A 16,200-nucleotide genomic window follows, 5' to 3' on the forward strand; every position below is an offset into this window, starting at 1 on the left:
GGGCAGGATGGGGTCATGTCTCGTCATTCCTCCGCTGCGATCGAGTGCTCCGATGTGGTCATCGACCGGCTCGGGCACGGCGGTGTGGCCCGCGCGGTCGACGGCGTGACCTTCACCCTCGCCCCGGGAGAGCTCCTCTGCGTCGCCGGGCCGACCGGGTCGGGAAAGTCCACCCTCGTGGCCGCGCTCTCCGGGGTCGATGACGCCTCCGTGCGGATCGCGGGCGGACGCGCCGAGGTGTGCGGGATCGACGTCCGCCGCGGCGGCCGGAAGAAGAGGATGCTCGGGGCGCTGACCGGATTCGTGCCCCAGGGTGTCGGCGGGAACCTCCCGCCGCGTCTCACAGCGGCGGAGGTCATCGGCGAGCCGATCACGTCGCGTTCCCGCAAGGTGAACGCCCGGGCGCTCGAGGTGAGGGTCGCGACGCTGCTCGACGAGCTGCACCTCCCGCTCGGAACGCTGGGACGGTTCCCCTACGAGCTCAGCGCGGGGATGCGTCAGCGCGTCGCGATCGCCCGGGCGCTCGTCATGGAGCCGAAGGTGCTCATCGCCGACGAGCCGCTCGCCAACCTCGACCCCGAGACGCGTCCCGTGGTCTTCGACGCGATCACCCGTCGACGCGAGCAGCAGGGCATGGCCGCGCTGCTGGTGACGAACGACATGGCCTTCATCCGTGAGCTGAACGCGGCGACCCTGATGCTCCGCGGTGGGCACGTGGTGGCCCGGGGAGTAGGCAACGACCTGCTCTGGGCGCCGAACGCCGAGGCCGATTCGCGGCGCTGAGGCACGGCGCGCCGGGGCGGCCTCGTGTTCTTGGAAGCCCGCGGAGTTTGCTAAGCTGGATGAGTTGCCCGCGCAGCGGGCGCATTCCTCGGTAGCTCAATTGGCAGAGCAGCCGGCTGTTAACCGGCAGGTTCTTGGTTCGAGTCCAAGCCGGGGAGCCAATGGGGCCCCGATCCTTCAGGTGGGATCGGGGCCTTTCCCTTTTCCGCCCCGGATCGCGTCCGCTGCGGCGAGGACGACGGGATCCTCGCAGCCCCGCGCGAAGCCCGCGATGCGGCGCCGGATCTCCCTGCCCAGGACGACGACCCCGATGCGCTCCGCGATCGGCGCCAGCCAGGCGGGGCGGCAGCGGAAGCTGTACTTCCACACCGCCCGCGTTCCTCCCGGCACCTCTTCGAACCGCCAGCCGGCGCCGAGGGAGCGGAAGAACCAGGGGCCGGTCTCCATCACCATGCCGACGTTGGTGGGCGGGGCGTAGGAGACGTAGCGGGTGGTCATCGACAGCCCGAAGCGCTGCCGCGTGGCCGTGCGCACGCCCTTCGCCGGGAGCGTGGCATCGTCGAGGAAGTGCTGTGCGCGGATGAACACATCCCATCGGCGCCGGACGTCGCCGGTCGTCTGCGACACCGCGTAGGCGACGGCGGGGGAGACCGGCACGACGACCTCGGCCTGGACGACGGGCATGGCTCAGCCCGGCATCGGCGCGTGGATCTCCGCGGCCCATCGGCGGATGGCCTGACGCTCCTCGGCGTTGCACACGTAGCCGTACCCGACCGTTCCGAGCTCGTTCGAGAGCGTCCATCCGTTGAGATAGGTGAGGGCATAGCAGTCCGCCATCTTCTCGCTGCTCCCCTGGAACAGCCCCTTCTCCACGAGCTTCATCGCCTCGCTGGACTCCTGGATCGCGTGGGCGTCCGAGTCGGCCCGCTGGTACAGATGGGTGAGCTCGTGGAGCACCACCATCCGGGCGCCCCAGTCGCCGAAGAGCTGGCTCTCCGGGAGGACATGGACGGCGACGGGGTCCTCGGACACGCAGCCGGTGGTCGTCCTTCCCGGTCGGTCGGAGACGGCGCAGGCGGTGTCGGCATCCCAGCGGATGTCGATGAAACCTCGGCCCGCGGCATCGACGAGGCCCTCCGTGATCGATCCCGATGCGTTGCCGCGACGCGTCTCGGCCTCGTCGATCCGCTGCTGCAGCCGTTCCCGCCGTTCCCGCGCCTCTTGTGCGAGGTCTGCGGCGATGGCCTCGGTGAGCCGGGGACTCTCCGCCCGCTGCTCGAGGATCTGGAAGCCCCGGACCTCCGTGACGAGCGAGGCGACCGGATTCCCGTCGAGTTCCGCGGCGAGGGCATAGTACTTCTGTCGTTCCGCAGCGAAGGCCGCGAGCGTGTCGCTGGACGACCCGCTCGTCGGATCCGTGCCGTGGGCGTCGACATCACCGGGGGAGAGAAGGGCGCCTCCGACGACAGCGAGCGCGACGAACACGCCGACGACGGCGAGGCATCCGCACCCCGCGAACCACCAGCCGACCCCTCGGCGACGCGGAGGGGGCAGGGGAGTGACCGGATAGGCCTGCGGACCCTGCGCGCCCGCCCCGCCGGCGCGGGCGATCCACTCGCGCAGGGCGGGGTATGCTGCGGGGTTGGCGGCGATCAACGGATGGAGATCGGCTCGGCGTGCGGCGATGTCCGCCAGCTGTTGCGGCGGGGTACGAGGGTCTCCTGCGACTCTGCGCTCTTCATCATCCCAGACCCCCGACATACCGACGATCCTATGCGGGCGAGGCGCTTCGCGGGCGCGGCACGCGGTCAGGCGCCGGTCGCGGCGGCGGCCATCCGCGCGGCGAGACCGCGGGCGGTCAGCACTCTCGCCCCGGACGCCTCCCGGATGAGAGCGGCCATCCGCTCCGAATAGCCGATGCAGTCGAGGAAGATCCAGCGACAGGACCTCTCGCCGAGCGTCCGACCGGCGGCGGTGAACTCCCCGTCGGTGGCGGTGTACGGATCGACGGCGACGACGTCGACGTGTCGTCCGAGGTCGTCCCTCCAGCGTGCGGCGATGTCGTCCACCTGCCGCGGGGTGGGGGCGAGCACGCCGAGCGCGTCGTCTCCGACCAAGATGGAGGCCGCGCCGCGGGCCAGCCTCTCCGCCGTGTAGACGGGCACCGGGGCCTGCAGCGAGGGCAGGTGCCCTGTGCACAGCACGAGCACCGCGTCGGCGCCGTCGGCGACCGCCGCATCCACCGCGTCCTGCACGAGCGGGACCATGCGCTCCTCGTCCAGGACCGCCGACCCGCCGTCCCGGAGGCGCGACACGAGGGCGGGGTGCCCGGGCGCCGGCGCGAGTGCGGCGATCTCCTCGACGCCCAGATCATCCAGGGCGCCGCGCTCGATGATGTCGACTCCCGTCAGCAGCGGCTCGATGTCGGGGACGACGTCGACGCGCGGCGACTGGCCGATGGTCACGCAGCCGAGGATCATCGCGCCGTCTCCTTCGCCGCATCGAGCCCCGCCTCGATGACCGCCCGGCGCGCAACGCGGTCCCGTGCAGCGGCCGGATCTGGCTCGGGCACCGCGGCGAGCAGAGCGCGCGTGTAGGGATCCTGCGGATCGGCGAGCACCTCGGCGCAGTGCCCCGACTCCACGACCCGGCCATGGTTCATCACGATCACGTCGTCGGCCATGAACTCCACCACGGCGATGTCGTGCGAGATGAAGAGATAGCTCAGCCCGAACTCCTCCTGCAGGTCCTTCATCAGGTTGAGCACCTGCGCCTGCACCGACACGTCGAGGGCCGAGACCGGCTCATCGCAGACCACCAGGCGCGGCTTGAGCATCAGCGCGCGGGCGATGCCGATGCGCTGCCGCTGCCCGCCGGAGAACTCGTGCGGATAGCGTTCGGCGTGCGCCGGGTCGAGCCCGACCGTCTCGAGCATCTCGCCGACGCGGCTGCGCACCTCGCGGCGCCCTGCCCTCTCATGCAGCTCGAGCGGCTCCGCGAGCAGACGGCCGACCGTCCAGCGGGGATCGAGCGAGGCGTAGGTGTCCTGGAAGACGATCTGCATCTCGGAACGTCGGCGGCGCATCTCCTCGGCGCCGAGGCCGACCAGCTCGGTCCCGTCGTAGACGACGCTGCCCGCGGTCGGCTCGATCAGCCGGAGAGCGCAGCGCCCCGTCGTGGACTTCCCGGAGCCGGACTCGCCGACGATCGCGAGGGTCGTCCCCTCCTCGAGATCGAAGTCCACCTCGTCGACCGCCCGGAACGGCGCATCGCCGCGGCGGGAGCCGTGCTGGCGGTACTCCTTCACGAGGCCCCTGACGCTCAGCAGCGTGCTCATGCCTGTCCTGCCTTCTCGGTGACGGTGGGGAGGCGGTCCTTGCCGGCGTTGCGCGACGGCATCGACTCCAGCAGGCCACGGGTGTACGGATGCTCGGGAGAGCGGAACAGCGTGTCGACGTCGGACTTCTCGACGATCTCGCCGTGTCGCATCACCACGACGCGGCGGCAGGTCTGCGCGACGACCCCCAGGTCGTGGGTCACCAGGAGGATCGCGGTCCCGTGGCTCTCCTGCAGGTCGAGCATGAGGTCGAGGATCTGCGACTGGGTGGTGACGTCGAGCGCCGTGGTCGGCTCGTCGGCGATGAGGAGATCCGGCTCGCACGACATCGCCATCGCGATCATCGCGCGCTGTCGCATCCCGCCGGACAGCTGATGGGGATAGGAGCCTGCGACCTGCGCCGCGCGGTGGATCCCCACCATCTCCAGCAGCTCGACGACGCGGGCCGCTGCCTGCGAGCGATTGAGCCTCAGATGCCGACGCAACGGCTCGGCGATCTGGAAGCCGATCGTGAACGCGGGGTTGAGAGCGGTCATCGGCTCCTGGAAGATCGTGCCGATCCGCCGCCCGCGCACCTGGCGCATCCGGGCGGCGCCGAAGCCGGCCATGTCCTCCCCGTCGAAGAGGATCCGGCCGCCGGTCATCCGCACCGCTCTGGTGGGCAGCAGCTGGATGATCGACATGGCCGTGAGGCTCTTCCCCGAGCCGGACTCGCCGACGACGCCGAGCGTCTCGCCGCGCTCGATGTCGAAGCTGATGCCGTCGACCGGAGTGCTGGTGCCGCGCTGCGAACGGACCTGCACGGTGAGGTCCTCGACACGGAGAAGAGCCGTCATGGTGGTCAGCCTGCCTTGCGTCCGAGGGTCTGCAGGTGGTGGGCGGTGCCGTAGAGGTCGACGAGATGGGCGAACTGCTCCTCGTCGTGGAAGGCCACCTGCCCGGCGCCGTAGTACTTCGCGGTCTCGACGGCGAAGCGCGCCGCCAGCTCGATGTCCACCTCGTGGCTCGCCCCGGTCGCGCATCCGGCCACCGGCACGGCGGTGGTGATGGCGACGCCGACGACCGGTGCCGTGGTGGCCACGGCGGGCTGCAGGATCGAGTTGAGGTGGTGCAGGTCGTTGCCGTAGGGCGTGATGTCCTGCGTGGCGAGCGGGAAGACGACGGCCGACACACCCGTGACGGTCTCGGCGATGCCGACGAGATCCTCGCTGGGCCGGAGGATGTACCCCTCCTTCACCGTCGGCGAGATCGCGATGCCGCGGTGGTTGATCGTGCGGTTCCCCTTGGTGGTGTCGATCGAGACGATGGCGTCCATCTCCTCGTCCACCTCGTGCTCGTTCATCGTGCCCATGTCGACGGGGGAGCCCATGAACGGCACCGGATCGTGCGGTTCGGTCGGGGCCCATCCGGTGACGTGCGTGGTGATGATGACATCGCCGGGGAGGTCGTCACCGCGGGCCTTCATCTGCAGCAGCTTGGCCGCGGCGGAGAGCGCCGCCGCAGCGCCGTCGCCGTCGGAGACGAAGCCGATGCGCTCGGGGCGGGCCCCGGCGCCGCCGAGCCGGCCGATGATCCCGAGAGTCGGAGCGGCGCCGCCGGAGCGCTTGCCCGCGGATCCCGGGACCGCGACGCGGACGAAGTCGGTCGACTTGCCCTCGTCGCCGACGATCGTCTCGACGTGGATCTCGACCCCTTCGGCGCCCTGCTCCCGGAGGTAGCCGGCCAGCGACTCGCCCGAGGTCTGCGGGGAGTCGAGCAGGTCGACGACGTCGAGTACCTGGTTCAGCATGTGTTTCTCTCTCTTCTCGGTGCGACGGGACTCAGGAGGCGAGCCCGAGGTAGCGGATGGCGCTGAGCGCGTAGACCTTGGCGGCGAGGACGACGTCGTCGGCGAGCGCCCGCTCATCGAAGCTGTGGATGGTCTGCAGATCGGCGGGGCCGTACTGCAGCACGGGGATGCCATGGCTGCGGAAGGTGCGGGCGTCGGAGGACGCCCACTGCAGCACGCCCTGCGCCTCGGGGTCGGAGAGCTCGCGGAGCGCCCCGACCAGGGTCTCGACGATCGGGTCGGTGGGGACGGTCCAGTTCGGCTCGCTCATGAACCCGAGCGGCTCGATCTCGGCGTCGATGCCCTCTTCGGCGAGGATCTCCTTGACGCGGTCGAGGACCTCTGCGCGGGACAGGCCGATCGGCACACGGGTGTCGAACTCGATCACGCACGTGTCGGCCACGACGTTGGTCGAGGTCCCTCCGGTGATGGTCCCGACGTTGATCGTGACGTGCTCGAAGACCTCGGCGACCTCCGGCGCATAGCCCTCGCGCTGCACGGCGAAGCGCGTGGAGTCGGCGATGAGCTGGCGCACCTCCTCCGGTGCGTTCGGGGTCATGTCCCAGAGCTTCTGGAGGGCGAGGATCGCTCGCGCTCCGAGCAGGTTCGCGCTCGTGCCGTGCACCGGCTGAAGGCTGCCGTGCCCGGGCCTGCCCTTGATGGTGAGACGGAACCAGTTGCTGCCCTTCTGCCCGATCGTGGGGTGGTCGCGCTCGGCGGGCTCGGCGATGATGCCGCCGGTCGCACCGTCGAGGACGCCCTGGTCGAGCAGCCAGTCGGCGCCGAGGCGGCCGCCGGTCTCCTCGTCGGGCACGGCGGCGAGGGACAGCTTCCCGGCCAGGGGGAGCCCCAGACGGTCGAACAGGATGAAGACGTGGATGAGGCCCGCGAGCCCCGCCTTCATGTCGCTGGCTCCGCGTCCGCGCAGCCAACCGTCGACGACATCGCCGGCGAAGGGAGGGAAGGACCAGCGGTCGACGTCGCCGACCGGGACCACGTCGTGGTGTCCGGCGAAGACGAGGTGCCGCTGGCCGTCCTCCTTCTCCCCGTGATGGGCGACGACGCTCACACGCCCCTGACCCGCGTCGAAGAGTTCCGCGTCGACGCCGGCACCGCGAAGGTGCGCGGCGATGACGTCGGCGATCTCGGTGCAGTCGCCGGGAGGGTTCTCGCTCGGGGTGCGGATGAGCAGCCCCGCGAGCTCGAGGAGCTCCTCGCGGGACGCCTCGACGGCCTCGAGGATCCTGGTCTCCCACTCGTTCTGCATGATGATCTCTCTTCTCTCTCGTCCGTGGTCAGGGGCGCGTGCGCCGGGTCACTTCGACTTGCTCAGCTGGAAGAACCGGATCAGGCCGTCGGGGTACGACGTGTAGCCGTCCAGGCCCTTGCCGTGCGCGACCGCGATGTTGTACTCGTAGAGATACGCCCAGGGGGAGTCCTCGTTGATGAGCTGCTGCATCTCGCCGTACTTCTCGTTGCGGACGTCGACGCTCGGCTCGGTGGCCGCCTGCTTCCACAGCTCGTCCACCCGCGGGTTCGAGTAGTTCATGTAGTTGCTCGTGCCGTCCGAGGTCATCAGCAGGCCGAGGTGATAGCCCGGGTCGTTGACGAACGAGGTCCAGCGGCTGATGTAGGACTGCACCTGCTTGCCGGCCAGCGCCTCGAGGAACTGTGCCCGCGCCATGTTGGTGATGTTCATCGTCACGCCGATCTTCGCCAGCTCGGCCTGGATCAGCACGGCATCGTCGTTCCAGTCGGAGAAGCCTGAGCCGAGGGTGAAGTCGAACGTGAAGCCGTTCGGGTAGCCGGCCTCGGCGAGCAGCGACTTGGCCTTGTCGAGGTCGTACTTCGCCTCATTGCCCTTGTCGGTGTACCCCGGGGTCGAGCTGGCGACGGAGGAGCGCATCGGGCTCGCCTGCCCCTTCATCACGTCCTTGATGAGCTTGTCGTAGGGGATCGCGTAGGTGATCGCCTGGCGCACCTTCGGGTTGTCGAACGGGGCGATCTTGTTGTTCATCGCGAAGAACAGGATCTTGTTGCTGGGACGCGAGTCGACGACGATCCCGTCGCCCTCGAGGCCCTGCAGATCCTTCGGCGCGATCTCGAGCGCCGCGTCGACGGAGCCCTTCTTGAGCAGCTGCAGGCGGTTGGACGCGTCGCCGATGAACTTCAGGTTCACCGTGGTGAGGGACGGCTTGTCGCCCCAGTAGTCCTTGTTGACGCTGAGCTTCGCCGAGCTCGCCGGGTCCCAGCTGTCGATGACGTACGGGCCGGTGCCCGCGGTCTTGGTCGAGAGCCAGCCGGCGCCGCCGTTCTTCTCCACCAGGTCCATGTCGAGGATCGAGAACGAGTACATCGGCAGGATCTGCAGGAACAGGTGGTTGGGGCCGGTGAGGGTCACCACGACGGTGTGCTCGTCGGACGCCTCGACCTTGGAGATCCCGGCCATGTCGTAGAGGAAACTGGCCGACGCGGACGCCTTGATGTGCGCGAAGGAGCGCACCACGTCGTCGGCGACGAGCTTCTTGCCCGACTGGAACTTCACGTCGTCGCGCAGGGTGAAGGTGTAGACGGTGTCGGTGTCGTCGACCTTCCACTCCTTCGCCAGCATGGGGGAGATCGTGGCGGTGTCGGAGACCCGCTTGCCGTCGACCTCCTTGGTGCCGTAGGTGACGAGCTGGTCGTAGGCGGCGACGACGAGCGTGTCGCTCGTGCCGTCGTTCGCCTCCGCGGGGTCGAGGGTCTTGCCGCCCTCGGAGTAGGCGATGGTCAGCGTCTGATCGGCGCCGCCTCCGCCCTTGTCCGCGTTCGAGTTCGCGACGCATCCCGCGGTCGACAGGACGACGACGAGGGCGATCGCGGCGGCGGAGATCATTCTCTGCGTGCGCATGGATGGCCTTTCTTGGTGGTGTTTCGGGTCACGTGTGTTTCGGGCTGCGACAGAAGGGGTCTTGTGGGCCCCGGGCGTCATCGGGCGGATGTCCTCAGACGCGGATCGAGCACGTCGCGGAGCCCGTCGCCGAGCAGGTTGAAGCCGAGGATCGACGAGGCGATGGCGATGCCGGGGAAGAAGGTCATCCACCACTCGCCGGAGATGATGTAGCCGCGAGCGTCGGAGATCATGACGCCCCACTCGGCGAGGGGCGGCTGTGCGCCGAGCCCGATGAAGCTCAGTGCGGCGGCGGTGAGGATCGCGTAGCCCATCCCGAGCGCACAGCGGACGATGATCGGGACGAGCCCGTTCGGCAGGATGTGGCGGAACAGGATGACCGCGTCGCGGAGACCGATGGCCCGAGAGGACTCGACGAACTCCCGTTCGCGCAGCGAGACGGTCTGGCCGTACATGATGCGGGCGAACTCGGGGATGCCGACGATCCCGACCGCGATCATGGCGCTGGCGAGTCCCGGGCCGAGGGCGACCGCGAGGGCCATCGCAAGGAGGAGCGACGGGAAGGCGAGCAGCATGTCCATCACCCGCATGATCACCATGCCGACGGCGCCGCGGAAGTAGCCGGCGATCGCCCCCAGCGGCACGCCGATGACGAGCGACACGGCGATCGCGATCACTCCGGTCCAGAGAGACACCCGGGCGCCCGCGAGTACGCGGGAGAGGAGGTCGCGTCCGTAGTTGTCCGTGCCGAACAGATGCTCCGCCGACGGCGGCGCCAACAGCGGGCCTGCGTCGGTCATATTCGGCGGATAGGGCGTCCAGAAGAGGGTGAGGAGGCCGCCGACCGTCCAGAACAGGATGATGCCGGCGCCGACCATCGCCGAGGGGTTGCGCAGCAGCAGGGTCAGCGCGGTCGTCCTGCTGCGGCGGGGCTGCGCCTTCTGCTGCGCGATCGTGAGCGTTGTTGTTTCAGACATTGCGCACCTTCGGGTCGAAGATCCCCTGCGACAGGTCCACGAGCAGGTTCACCACCAGGTAGATGATCGCCGCGACCAGGGTCATCGCCTGCACGGGCGCGTAGTCGGTCGCGTTGATGGACTCGACGACGTAGCCGCCGATCCCCGGCCAGCTGAAGATCGTCTCGGTGATGACGGCGCCGCCGAGGAGCTGCCCGAGCTCGAGACCGACGATGGTGACGATCGAGGGGGCGGCGTTCTTCAGCGCATGCCCGCCGATGATGCGGACCGGGCCCATGCCCTTCGCGGCGGCCGTGCGGATGTAGTCCTGCCCGAGCACCTCGAGCATCGACGAGCGGGTCATCCGGGAGATGATGGCGACGGCGCCGACGGAGAGAACCATCGCCGGCCAGATGAGATGCGCGAGGGAGCTCTGCAGCGCTGCGGTGTCGCCGGTCAGGATGCTGTCGATCACGTACAGTCCGGTGATGTGCGTGGGCGGGTTCAGCGAGTCGGAGATCCTCCCGACCGGCGCCGGTGCCCAGCCGAGGGCACCGTAGAACACCGAGATGACGATGAGCCCGAGCCAGAACAGGGGCATCGATGCGCCGAGCAGCGAGATCACGCGAGTCGCATGGTCGGCGAAGCGCCCGCGCTGCGTGGCGCCGAGGATGCCGAGGGGCACGCCGACGATGATCCCGATGAGCAGGGCGGCGATGCCGAGCTCGACGGTGGCGGGGAACCGGGTCGCGAAGTCCTCGGCCACCGGCCGCCCGGTGTGCCAGGCGTAGCCGAGGTCGCCGTGGAGGAGACCGGTGAGGTAGTCCCAGAACTGTGTCCAGATCGGCTGGTCCAGCCCCATCTGCTCGCGGAGCTTCGCGACGACAGAGTCGGCCGCGTTCTCTCCTGCGAGCGTGCGGGCCGGATCTCCCGGCAGCACGCGGGTGATCACGAAGATGCAGACGACGACGCCCAGCAACGTGGGGATCATCGCCAGCACTCGGCGGAGTACGGTGCGCACTGCTCTCCTTGTCCTCAGGACGTCATCGGGTGGGATTCGACCACTATCGGGGGAGGGTCGACTCGAATGCAACTGCTTCTCATTATGTGAGAAGAAGGTGCACGGCTGATCATCCGGGCCCTAGGCTGACCGCTGGAGGGGATCACACATGACCGATGAAGGCGGACGCGCACCGTTGCAGACCGTCGACAGGGCGCTGAGCATCCTGCTGTCGTTCACCGAGCGCCGCACCGACTGGGGCGTCACCGACCTGGCCAAGGAGTTCGGCCTGGACAAGTCCGCGGCTCAGCGACTGCTCAGCACGCTCGCGGGACGCGGGTTCCTGCACGCCGACGCCATGACGCGTCGCTATCGTCTGGGCCCGGCGCTGTGGCGCATCGCCTCGACCTGGGAGCGTCGGGGCGGTATGGCCGCGCTCGTCGAGCCGCTGCTCGCCGACCTCGCCGACGCCTCGTCGCGTACCGCGGTCTTCGCGCTCGCGGACGGTTCCTACGTGCGGTGCGTCGCGGCGGTCGACGGGGGGACGAGCCCGATGCGGGATCACCCGCTGGTCGGGGAGCTCTACCCGGCGCACGCCGGGGCGACCTCGCGTGCGTACTTCGCGTTCCTGTCCGCGGGGCAGCGACAGCAGCTGATGTACCACCGCCCCCTGGCGAAGTTCAGCGACCTCACCGCACTGGATGCGGCCGAGATCGAGGCCGAGATGCAGCGCGTCGCCGATGTCGGCTGGGCGTACTCCGGAGGGGAGTACGACCAGAACACCCGAGCCCTCGCCGCTCCGGTCTTCGTCGCCGGGCGCCCGATCGGTTCGGTCAGCATCGGCGAGCACAAGCGCGAACAGCTCGGCGACATCCATGACCATCTCGACGCCGTGCTGCAGACCGCGCAGCAGATCGGATCCCTCCTGTCCGCCCACGCCCCTCAGCGAAAGACCCCCGCATGAACGACCTGCTGCTGCTCTCCAACTCCACGAACGTCGGACGGGGTTACCTCGACCACGCCTGGGACGCCGTGCTGCCGGTGCTAGCGGGGATCGAGGAGATCGTCTTCGTCCCCTACGCGCTGGCCGACCACGATGCTTACACGGCCAAGGTGCGCGACGCCTTCGCCGCGCAGGGGATCGCCGTGCGCGGCGTGCACGAGGGCGCGTCGCCCGTGCAGACGGTGGCGGAGGCGGCGGCGGTGTTCGTCGGGGGAGGGAACACCTTCCGGCTGCTCGACCGCGTCCTCGGCCTGGGTCTCGACACGGCGCTGCGGGAGCACGCGGCCGGGGGCCGCCCCTATCTCAGCGCGAGCGCGGGCACCAACCTCGCGGCGCCCAGCATCCGGACGACCAACGACATGCCGATCGTCTTCCCCGGGGCCTTCGGCGCTCTCGGACTCGTCCCGTTCCAGATCAACTGCCACTTTCTCGACGCCGATCCCGCCTCCACGCATGCCGGGGAGACGCGGGCCCTCCGGCTGACCGAGTACCTCGAGGAGAACACGACCCCGGTGGTCGCCCTCCGCGAGGGCGCCTGGATCCGCGGAGCCGGCGGCAGGCTCTCCATCGGCGGGCAGGCGGTGGACGCCGCCCGGGGGCCGGCGCTGCTCTTCGCCCGGGGGAGCGAGCCACGGGAGATCGCCGGGGACATCACGGAACTGGTCATCGGCGCGGACTGATCCGCCGCGGGGTGCCGGGCGCTCACGCCGTCGTCGGCTAGGTTGTCCGCATGGACACCGCAGAACTCCGCGTCGAGCTCCTCACCGCGGTGACGGATGAGGACGCCGAGGCCATCGCGGCACTGCTTGGGCAGCTGTCGGCATCCGCCCGGTTCGATCGTGCGCTCATCGACGGGATCGTCGCGCACGACGCCACGGAGCTCCTGGTGGTGCGCGACGGGGGCCGCCCCGTGGGAATGGCGACGCTCGTCACCTACCCGATCCCCTCGGGGCTCCGCGGGCACGTCGAGGACGTCGTCGTGCACGAGGACGCCCGGGGCAAGGGCATCGCTCGGCTCCTCCTGCAGCGGATGACGGAGCTCGCCGAGGAACGCGGCCTGCGCACCCTCGACCTCACCTCGCGGCCGTCCCGCGAGTCCGCGCTGCGACTCTACGAGTCGGTCGGGTTCGCCCGGCGGGAGACCAACGTCCTGCGGTTCGTGCCGCGCTGCGCCGACTGAGCCTCGAACAGGAGAGGGCCGCACCGCCCGGAGACGATGCGGCCCTCTCCGAGGAGGAGCGGCGGCTCAGATGGCCTTGCCCTTCATGGACCCCTCGAGCTTGGCGCCGTTGAGGTCCACGATGATGCACTGCACCTTGCGGTCGTTCATCTTGTTCCAGGTGTCCGGCGTCGGGGTCATGGTGCGGATGTCCAGCGCGGAGCCGTCGAACGGGTGGCCGACGAACTTCTCGAACGCGGGGATGCACTGCGCGGCGGCGGCCTCCTGGAAGGCGTCGTCAGCCGGGTAGGTGTCTCCGGTCATGTCGAACTCGAAGTACACCTCCTGGTCGTGCGGCTTGTCGCAGGGCGTGACGTTGGCGCTCGACATCTCGCCGTTCTGGTTGGCGTCGGCGAGCACGCAGTCGCCGACCTTCAGGTTGAAGATGCCGATCTCGGCATCCTCCTTGACATTGCCGGACTTGTCGCGGTCCGCGTCCTGGCCCTTGCCGTTCAAGAGGCCGTCGATCGCGCTGCATCCGCTCAGAGCGATGCTGAGCGCAGCCGCGGCGCCGACGAGTGCCAGGCTCTTGCGAGTCCGAGTACGCATGATTGTGTGTCCCCTCAGAGTTTGCTATGGCGGCGACAACCGCCTCGGGCAAACTACTGGCCAGAGCTCAGGGATGCAACGTTGACACTTAAGTCGCCGGACTGGTATCAGGCCTCGAGATCGTCGACGCCGGGCAGCCAGCTCTGTCCCGGACGGCCCCAACCGCGCTTGCGGGTGATCTTCTGCACCGTCTTCCAGTCGCCGTCCGACAGCCGGTCGATGTAGACGATGCCGTCGAGGTGATCGAACTCGTGCTGCATGATGCGCGCGCGCCATCCATCGACCTCGATGCGCACAGCGGCGCCGTCGAGGTCCACCCCGGTGACCAGCACGCGCTCGGAGCGGCGCAGCGGGAACCGCTCGCCCGGGAAGGAGAGGCATCCCTCGGACTCGAGGTCCTCATCGGGCTCGCCGGGCTCGAGGGGGATCATCCACAGCACGGGGTTGATGATCACGCCGCGCCACGGCTGCTCGTCGTCGTCGAAGTGCGAGTACGTGTAGATGCGCAGCGGGACCCCGACCTGAGGCGCAGCGAGCCCCACACCGGGTGCGGCGTCCATGGTCTCGAACATGTCCGCGACGAGGGCACGGATCTCGTCGTCGATCTCCTCGACGAGGCTCGCGGGGGAGTGCAGGACGGGATCGCCGACGATACGGATGGGGAGAACTGCCACGCCACAACCCTACTGTGCGGGGTTCGGCATCGGAGTCCCGGTAGTCTCAGAGGGTGAATGCAGTGGGGATCGGGGAGAACGTCGGCGACCAGCTGGTCGGCGTGTTCCAGGATCCGGGCCTGCTGCTCGGCATCCCCCTCGCTCTCGCGGGCGCCGTCTTCATGTCCCTGGGAGCGCAGTACCAGCACCGCGGCGTCGAGAAGGTCGAGCGCATCACCGGGCAGGAAGGGGCGAGCGGCCTCAGCGGCGCGCAGATCAAGGGACTGCTGACCCGGCCCTCGTGGCTGCTGGGCACGCTCATGCTGGGCCTGGCGATCGTCTGCCAGCTGGCGGCGATGTCCCGCGCTCCGCTGATCGTGGTGCAGCCCCTCGGCGCCGTGGCCCTCGTGGTCACCACGCTGCTCAACGCCCGCCTGTCCGGGCACGCGCCCACGAAGAAGTCGATCACGTCGATCGTCGCCTGCATGGGCGGGATCTTCCTCTTCGTCGCCGTCGCCGCCCTGTATGCGACCGAGAGCGACATCTCCGACACGGAGCTCTTCACGATCCTCACGATCCTGCTGCTCGTGATCATCGTGCTCGGCGCCTTCTGGCTCATCCTGAGGCGCCGGATGCGTGCACTGTTCTACGTGATCGGGGCCGGAATCCTCTACGGCTTCGTGGCGACCCTCGCGAAGGCGATCATCAAGCGGATCCAGGTCGGCGACTTCGACTGGCTGACCGTCGTCTGCGTGATCGCCCTGCTGGCCGCGGGTGGCGTCGGCGCCTACTTCGTCCAGACCGCGTACAGCTCCGGCCCGCCCGACCTGGTCGTCGCCGGTCTGACGGTCGTCGACCCCATCGTCGCGGTCCTGATCGGCGCGCTCGTCCTGCGGGAGGCATCGGCGGCGCCGCTCGGAGCCATGGTCCTCTTCTTCATCGCGGGCGCCGTGGCGGTGTGGGGCGTCTTCGGGCTCGCCCGGTACCACCCGCAGATCGTCAGCGAGAGCCAGGAGCTCGGGATCGAACGCGGGAGCAGCGGCACCGTCCCGTCCACGGAGCCGCCCCAGACGCCGGCCGCCCCGGAGACCCGGCAGAGCCCGGGCCCGCTTCCGTGGCAGGACGGGTCGGCGAACGGCGGGAACGACGCGCCGGATCAGCGCTCCTGACGCCGGGCCCCTCGGACGCCGCCGCCCGCTGCGTGTTCAGTAGTCGCGGTCGATGAGCTCGGGGGAGACCTCGGCTGCTGCGGCCTCGTCGACGAAGAACACGGTCCGGCGACGTCCTTTCGCCCCGGCCGCAGGAACGCTCGCATAGCTCGCTCCGGCGAGGGCGAGACCGAGCGCGGAGGCCTTGTCCGCGCCGGTGAGGACCAGCCACACGCGCTTCGAGGCGTTGATCACCGGACGGGTCAGCGTGACGCGCTCGGGCGGAGGCTTGGGGGAGTCGCGCACGGGCAGCACCGCCGCGTCCGTCACCGTCACCTCGGGACGATCGGGGAAGAGCGAGGCGATGTGGCCGTCGGGCCCCACGCCGAGGAAGCACACCGCGAACGACGGCCATGGACGCTCGTCGGTGCCGTACCGGGCGAGCTCCGCCGCATAGGCCTCCGCCGCCTCGTCGAGGGACATCTCAGCGGGGGTCGCGACCTCGTGCACGTTCTCGGCGGGAACCGGGATGCGATCGAGGAGGGCCCGGCGCGACTGGAGGGAATTGCGGTCGGCATCGTCCTTCTCGACGAAGCGCTCGTCGCCCCACCAGAAGTGCACGAGCGACCAGTCGATCTTCGCTGCACGGGGGTGCGCGGCCACCGCGGACAGCACCGCGCCGCCCATCGACCCGCCGGTCAGGCAGACATGGGCGGTGCGGCCGTCACGCGTGCGGGCGCGGACACGGGTGAGGAAGCGATCGGCGACGCGCTCGGCCAATGCCGCCGGGGTGGGCTCGACCACCACCGTCTTGATCGTCCGCGTCGCGTCCAT

General features: G+C 69.6%; 18 protein-coding genes and 1 tRNA gene. 6 read left to right on the forward strand and 13 right to left on the reverse strand.

What is annotated here, in order from left to right; genetic code table 11:
• The first annotated feature begins 15 nt into the window (after positions 1 to 15).
• The gene (locus tag ABWO84_RS05470) at positions 16 to 783 is read left to right on the forward strand and encodes an ATP-binding cassette domain-containing protein (protein ID WP_353113353.1); all 768 of its coding nucleotides are present in this window, start codon (positions 16 to 18) and stop codon (positions 781 to 783) included.
• An 85-nt stretch (positions 784 to 868) separates the two neighbouring features.
• Positions 869 to 944, forward strand: a tRNA-Asn gene (locus ABWO84_RS05475).
• A 16-nt stretch (positions 945 to 960) separates the two neighbouring features.
• Here the strand turns inward: ABWO84_RS05475 and ABWO84_RS05480 are convergent.
• The 10 genes from ABWO84_RS05480 to ABWO84_RS05525 all read right to left on the reverse strand — a co-directional run bounded on the left by ABWO84_RS05480 (position 961) and on the right by ABWO84_RS05525 (position 10,815).
• Entirely contained in the window at positions 961 to 1,467 is a 507-nt protein-coding gene (locus ABWO84_RS05480; protein WP_353113355.1) for an SRPBCC family protein, read from the reverse strand.
• A gap of 3 nt (positions 1,468 to 1,470) precedes the next feature.
• On the reverse strand, positions 1,471 to 2,544 hold the full coding sequence (locus tag ABWO84_RS05485; RefSeq protein WP_353113357.1) for a variant leucine-rich repeat-containing protein: 1,074 nt from the start codon (positions 2,542 to 2,544) through the stop codon (positions 1,471 to 1,473).
• 47 nt (positions 2,545 to 2,591) lie between these two features.
• The gene (locus ABWO84_RS05490) at positions 2,592 to 3,263 is read right to left on the reverse strand and encodes an AroM family protein (RefSeq protein WP_353113359.1); all 672 of its coding nucleotides are present in this window, start codon (positions 3,261 to 3,263) and stop codon (positions 2,592 to 2,594) included.
• The gene (locus tag ABWO84_RS05495; protein ID WP_353113361.1) at positions 3,260 to 4,120 is read right to left on the reverse strand and encodes an ABC transporter ATP-binding protein; all 861 of its coding nucleotides are present in this window, start codon (positions 4,118 to 4,120) and stop codon (positions 3,260 to 3,262) included. The genes ABWO84_RS05490 and ABWO84_RS05495 overlap by 4 nt, the downstream gene beginning before the upstream one ends.
• Positions 4,117 to 4,956 carry an ABC transporter ATP-binding protein gene (locus tag ABWO84_RS05500; RefSeq protein ID WP_353113363.1) on the reverse strand — a complete coding sequence of 280 codons (840 nt, stop codon included), beginning with the start codon at positions 4,954 to 4,956 and terminating at the stop codon, positions 4,117 to 4,119. Before ABWO84_RS05500 ends, ABWO84_RS05495 begins: the two co-directional genes overlap by 4 nt.
• A 5-nt stretch (positions 4,957 to 4,961) precedes the next feature.
• Complete coding sequence (locus ABWO84_RS05505; RefSeq protein ID WP_353113365.1) at positions 4,962 to 5,909, reverse strand: DUF1177 domain-containing protein; 948 nt, start codon at positions 5,907 to 5,909, stop codon at positions 4,962 to 4,964.
• Between the two features lie 31 nt (positions 5,910 to 5,940).
• Positions 5,941 to 7,215, reverse strand: coding sequence for a M20 family metallopeptidase (locus tag ABWO84_RS05510; RefSeq protein ID WP_353113367.1), 1,275 nt, complete (start codon positions 7,213 to 7,215; stop codon positions 5,941 to 5,943).
• A 48-nt stretch (positions 7,216 to 7,263) separates the two neighbouring features.
• Entirely contained in the window at positions 7,264 to 8,838 is a 1,575-nt protein-coding gene (locus ABWO84_RS05515) for an ABC transporter substrate-binding protein (protein WP_353113369.1), read from the reverse strand.
• A 77-nt stretch (positions 8,839 to 8,915) separates the two neighbouring features.
• On the reverse strand, positions 8,916 to 9,815 hold the full coding sequence (locus ABWO84_RS05520; RefSeq protein ID WP_353113371.1) for an ABC transporter permease: 900 nt from the start codon (positions 9,813 to 9,815) through the stop codon (positions 8,916 to 8,918).
• Positions 9,808 to 10,815, reverse strand: coding sequence for an ABC transporter permease (locus ABWO84_RS05525; RefSeq protein WP_353113373.1), 1,008 nt, complete (start codon positions 10,813 to 10,815; stop codon positions 9,808 to 9,810). Before ABWO84_RS05525 ends, ABWO84_RS05520 begins: the two co-directional genes overlap by 8 nt.
• A 148-nt stretch (positions 10,816 to 10,963) precedes the next feature.
• Between ABWO84_RS05525 and ABWO84_RS05530 the strand changes: the two genes are divergently transcribed.
• The 3 genes from ABWO84_RS05530 to ABWO84_RS05540 are packed head-to-tail and all read left to right on the forward strand — an operon-like array spanning position 10,964 to position 12,977.
• Positions 10,964 to 11,758 carry an IclR family transcriptional regulator gene (locus ABWO84_RS05530; RefSeq protein WP_353113375.1) on the forward strand — a complete coding sequence of 265 codons (795 nt, stop codon included), beginning with the start codon at positions 10,964 to 10,966 and terminating at the stop codon, positions 11,756 to 11,758.
• On the forward strand, positions 11,755 to 12,477 hold the full coding sequence (pepE, locus tag ABWO84_RS05535; RefSeq protein WP_353113377.1) for a dipeptidase PepE: 723 nt from the start codon (positions 11,755 to 11,757) through the stop codon (positions 12,475 to 12,477). Before ABWO84_RS05530 ends, pepE begins: the two co-directional genes overlap by 4 nt.
• A 50-nt stretch (positions 12,478 to 12,527) precedes the next feature.
• Positions 12,528 to 12,977: a GNAT family N-acetyltransferase gene (locus tag ABWO84_RS05540; RefSeq protein WP_353113379.1), complete on the forward strand. Its 450-nt coding sequence runs from the start codon at positions 12,528 to 12,530 to the stop codon at positions 12,975 to 12,977.
• A gap of 66 nt (positions 12,978 to 13,043) precedes the next feature.
• Here the strand turns inward: ABWO84_RS05540 and ABWO84_RS05545 are convergent, their stop codons facing one another.
• Positions 13,044 to 13,565: a septum formation family protein gene (locus ABWO84_RS05545; RefSeq protein WP_353113381.1), complete on the reverse strand. Its 522-nt coding sequence runs from the start codon at positions 13,563 to 13,565 to the stop codon at positions 13,044 to 13,046.
• A gap of 107 nt (positions 13,566 to 13,672) precedes the next feature.
• Positions 13,673 to 14,239: a peptide deformylase gene (gene def / locus ABWO84_RS05550; RefSeq protein ID WP_353113383.1), complete on the reverse strand. Its 567-nt coding sequence runs from the start codon at positions 14,237 to 14,239 to the stop codon at positions 13,673 to 13,675.
• Between the two features lie 53 nt (positions 14,240 to 14,292).
• Here def and ABWO84_RS05555 point away from each other — a divergent pair, with 53 nt between their 5' ends.
• Complete coding sequence (locus ABWO84_RS05555; RefSeq protein ID WP_353113385.1) at positions 14,293 to 15,387, forward strand: DMT family transporter; 1,095 nt, start codon at positions 14,293 to 14,295, stop codon at positions 15,385 to 15,387.
• Between the two features lie 36 nt (positions 15,388 to 15,423).
• Here ABWO84_RS05555 and pgl read toward each other — a convergent pair whose 3' ends face one another.
• On the reverse strand, positions 15,424 to 16,200 hold the full coding sequence (gene pgl, locus ABWO84_RS05560; protein WP_353113763.1) for a 6-phosphogluconolactonase: 777 nt from the start codon (positions 16,198 to 16,200) through the stop codon (positions 15,424 to 15,426).

This window comes from Microbacterium sp., assembly GCF_040394595.1.
GTDB lineage: Bacteria > Actinomycetota > Actinomycetes > Actinomycetales > Microbacteriaceae > Microbacterium.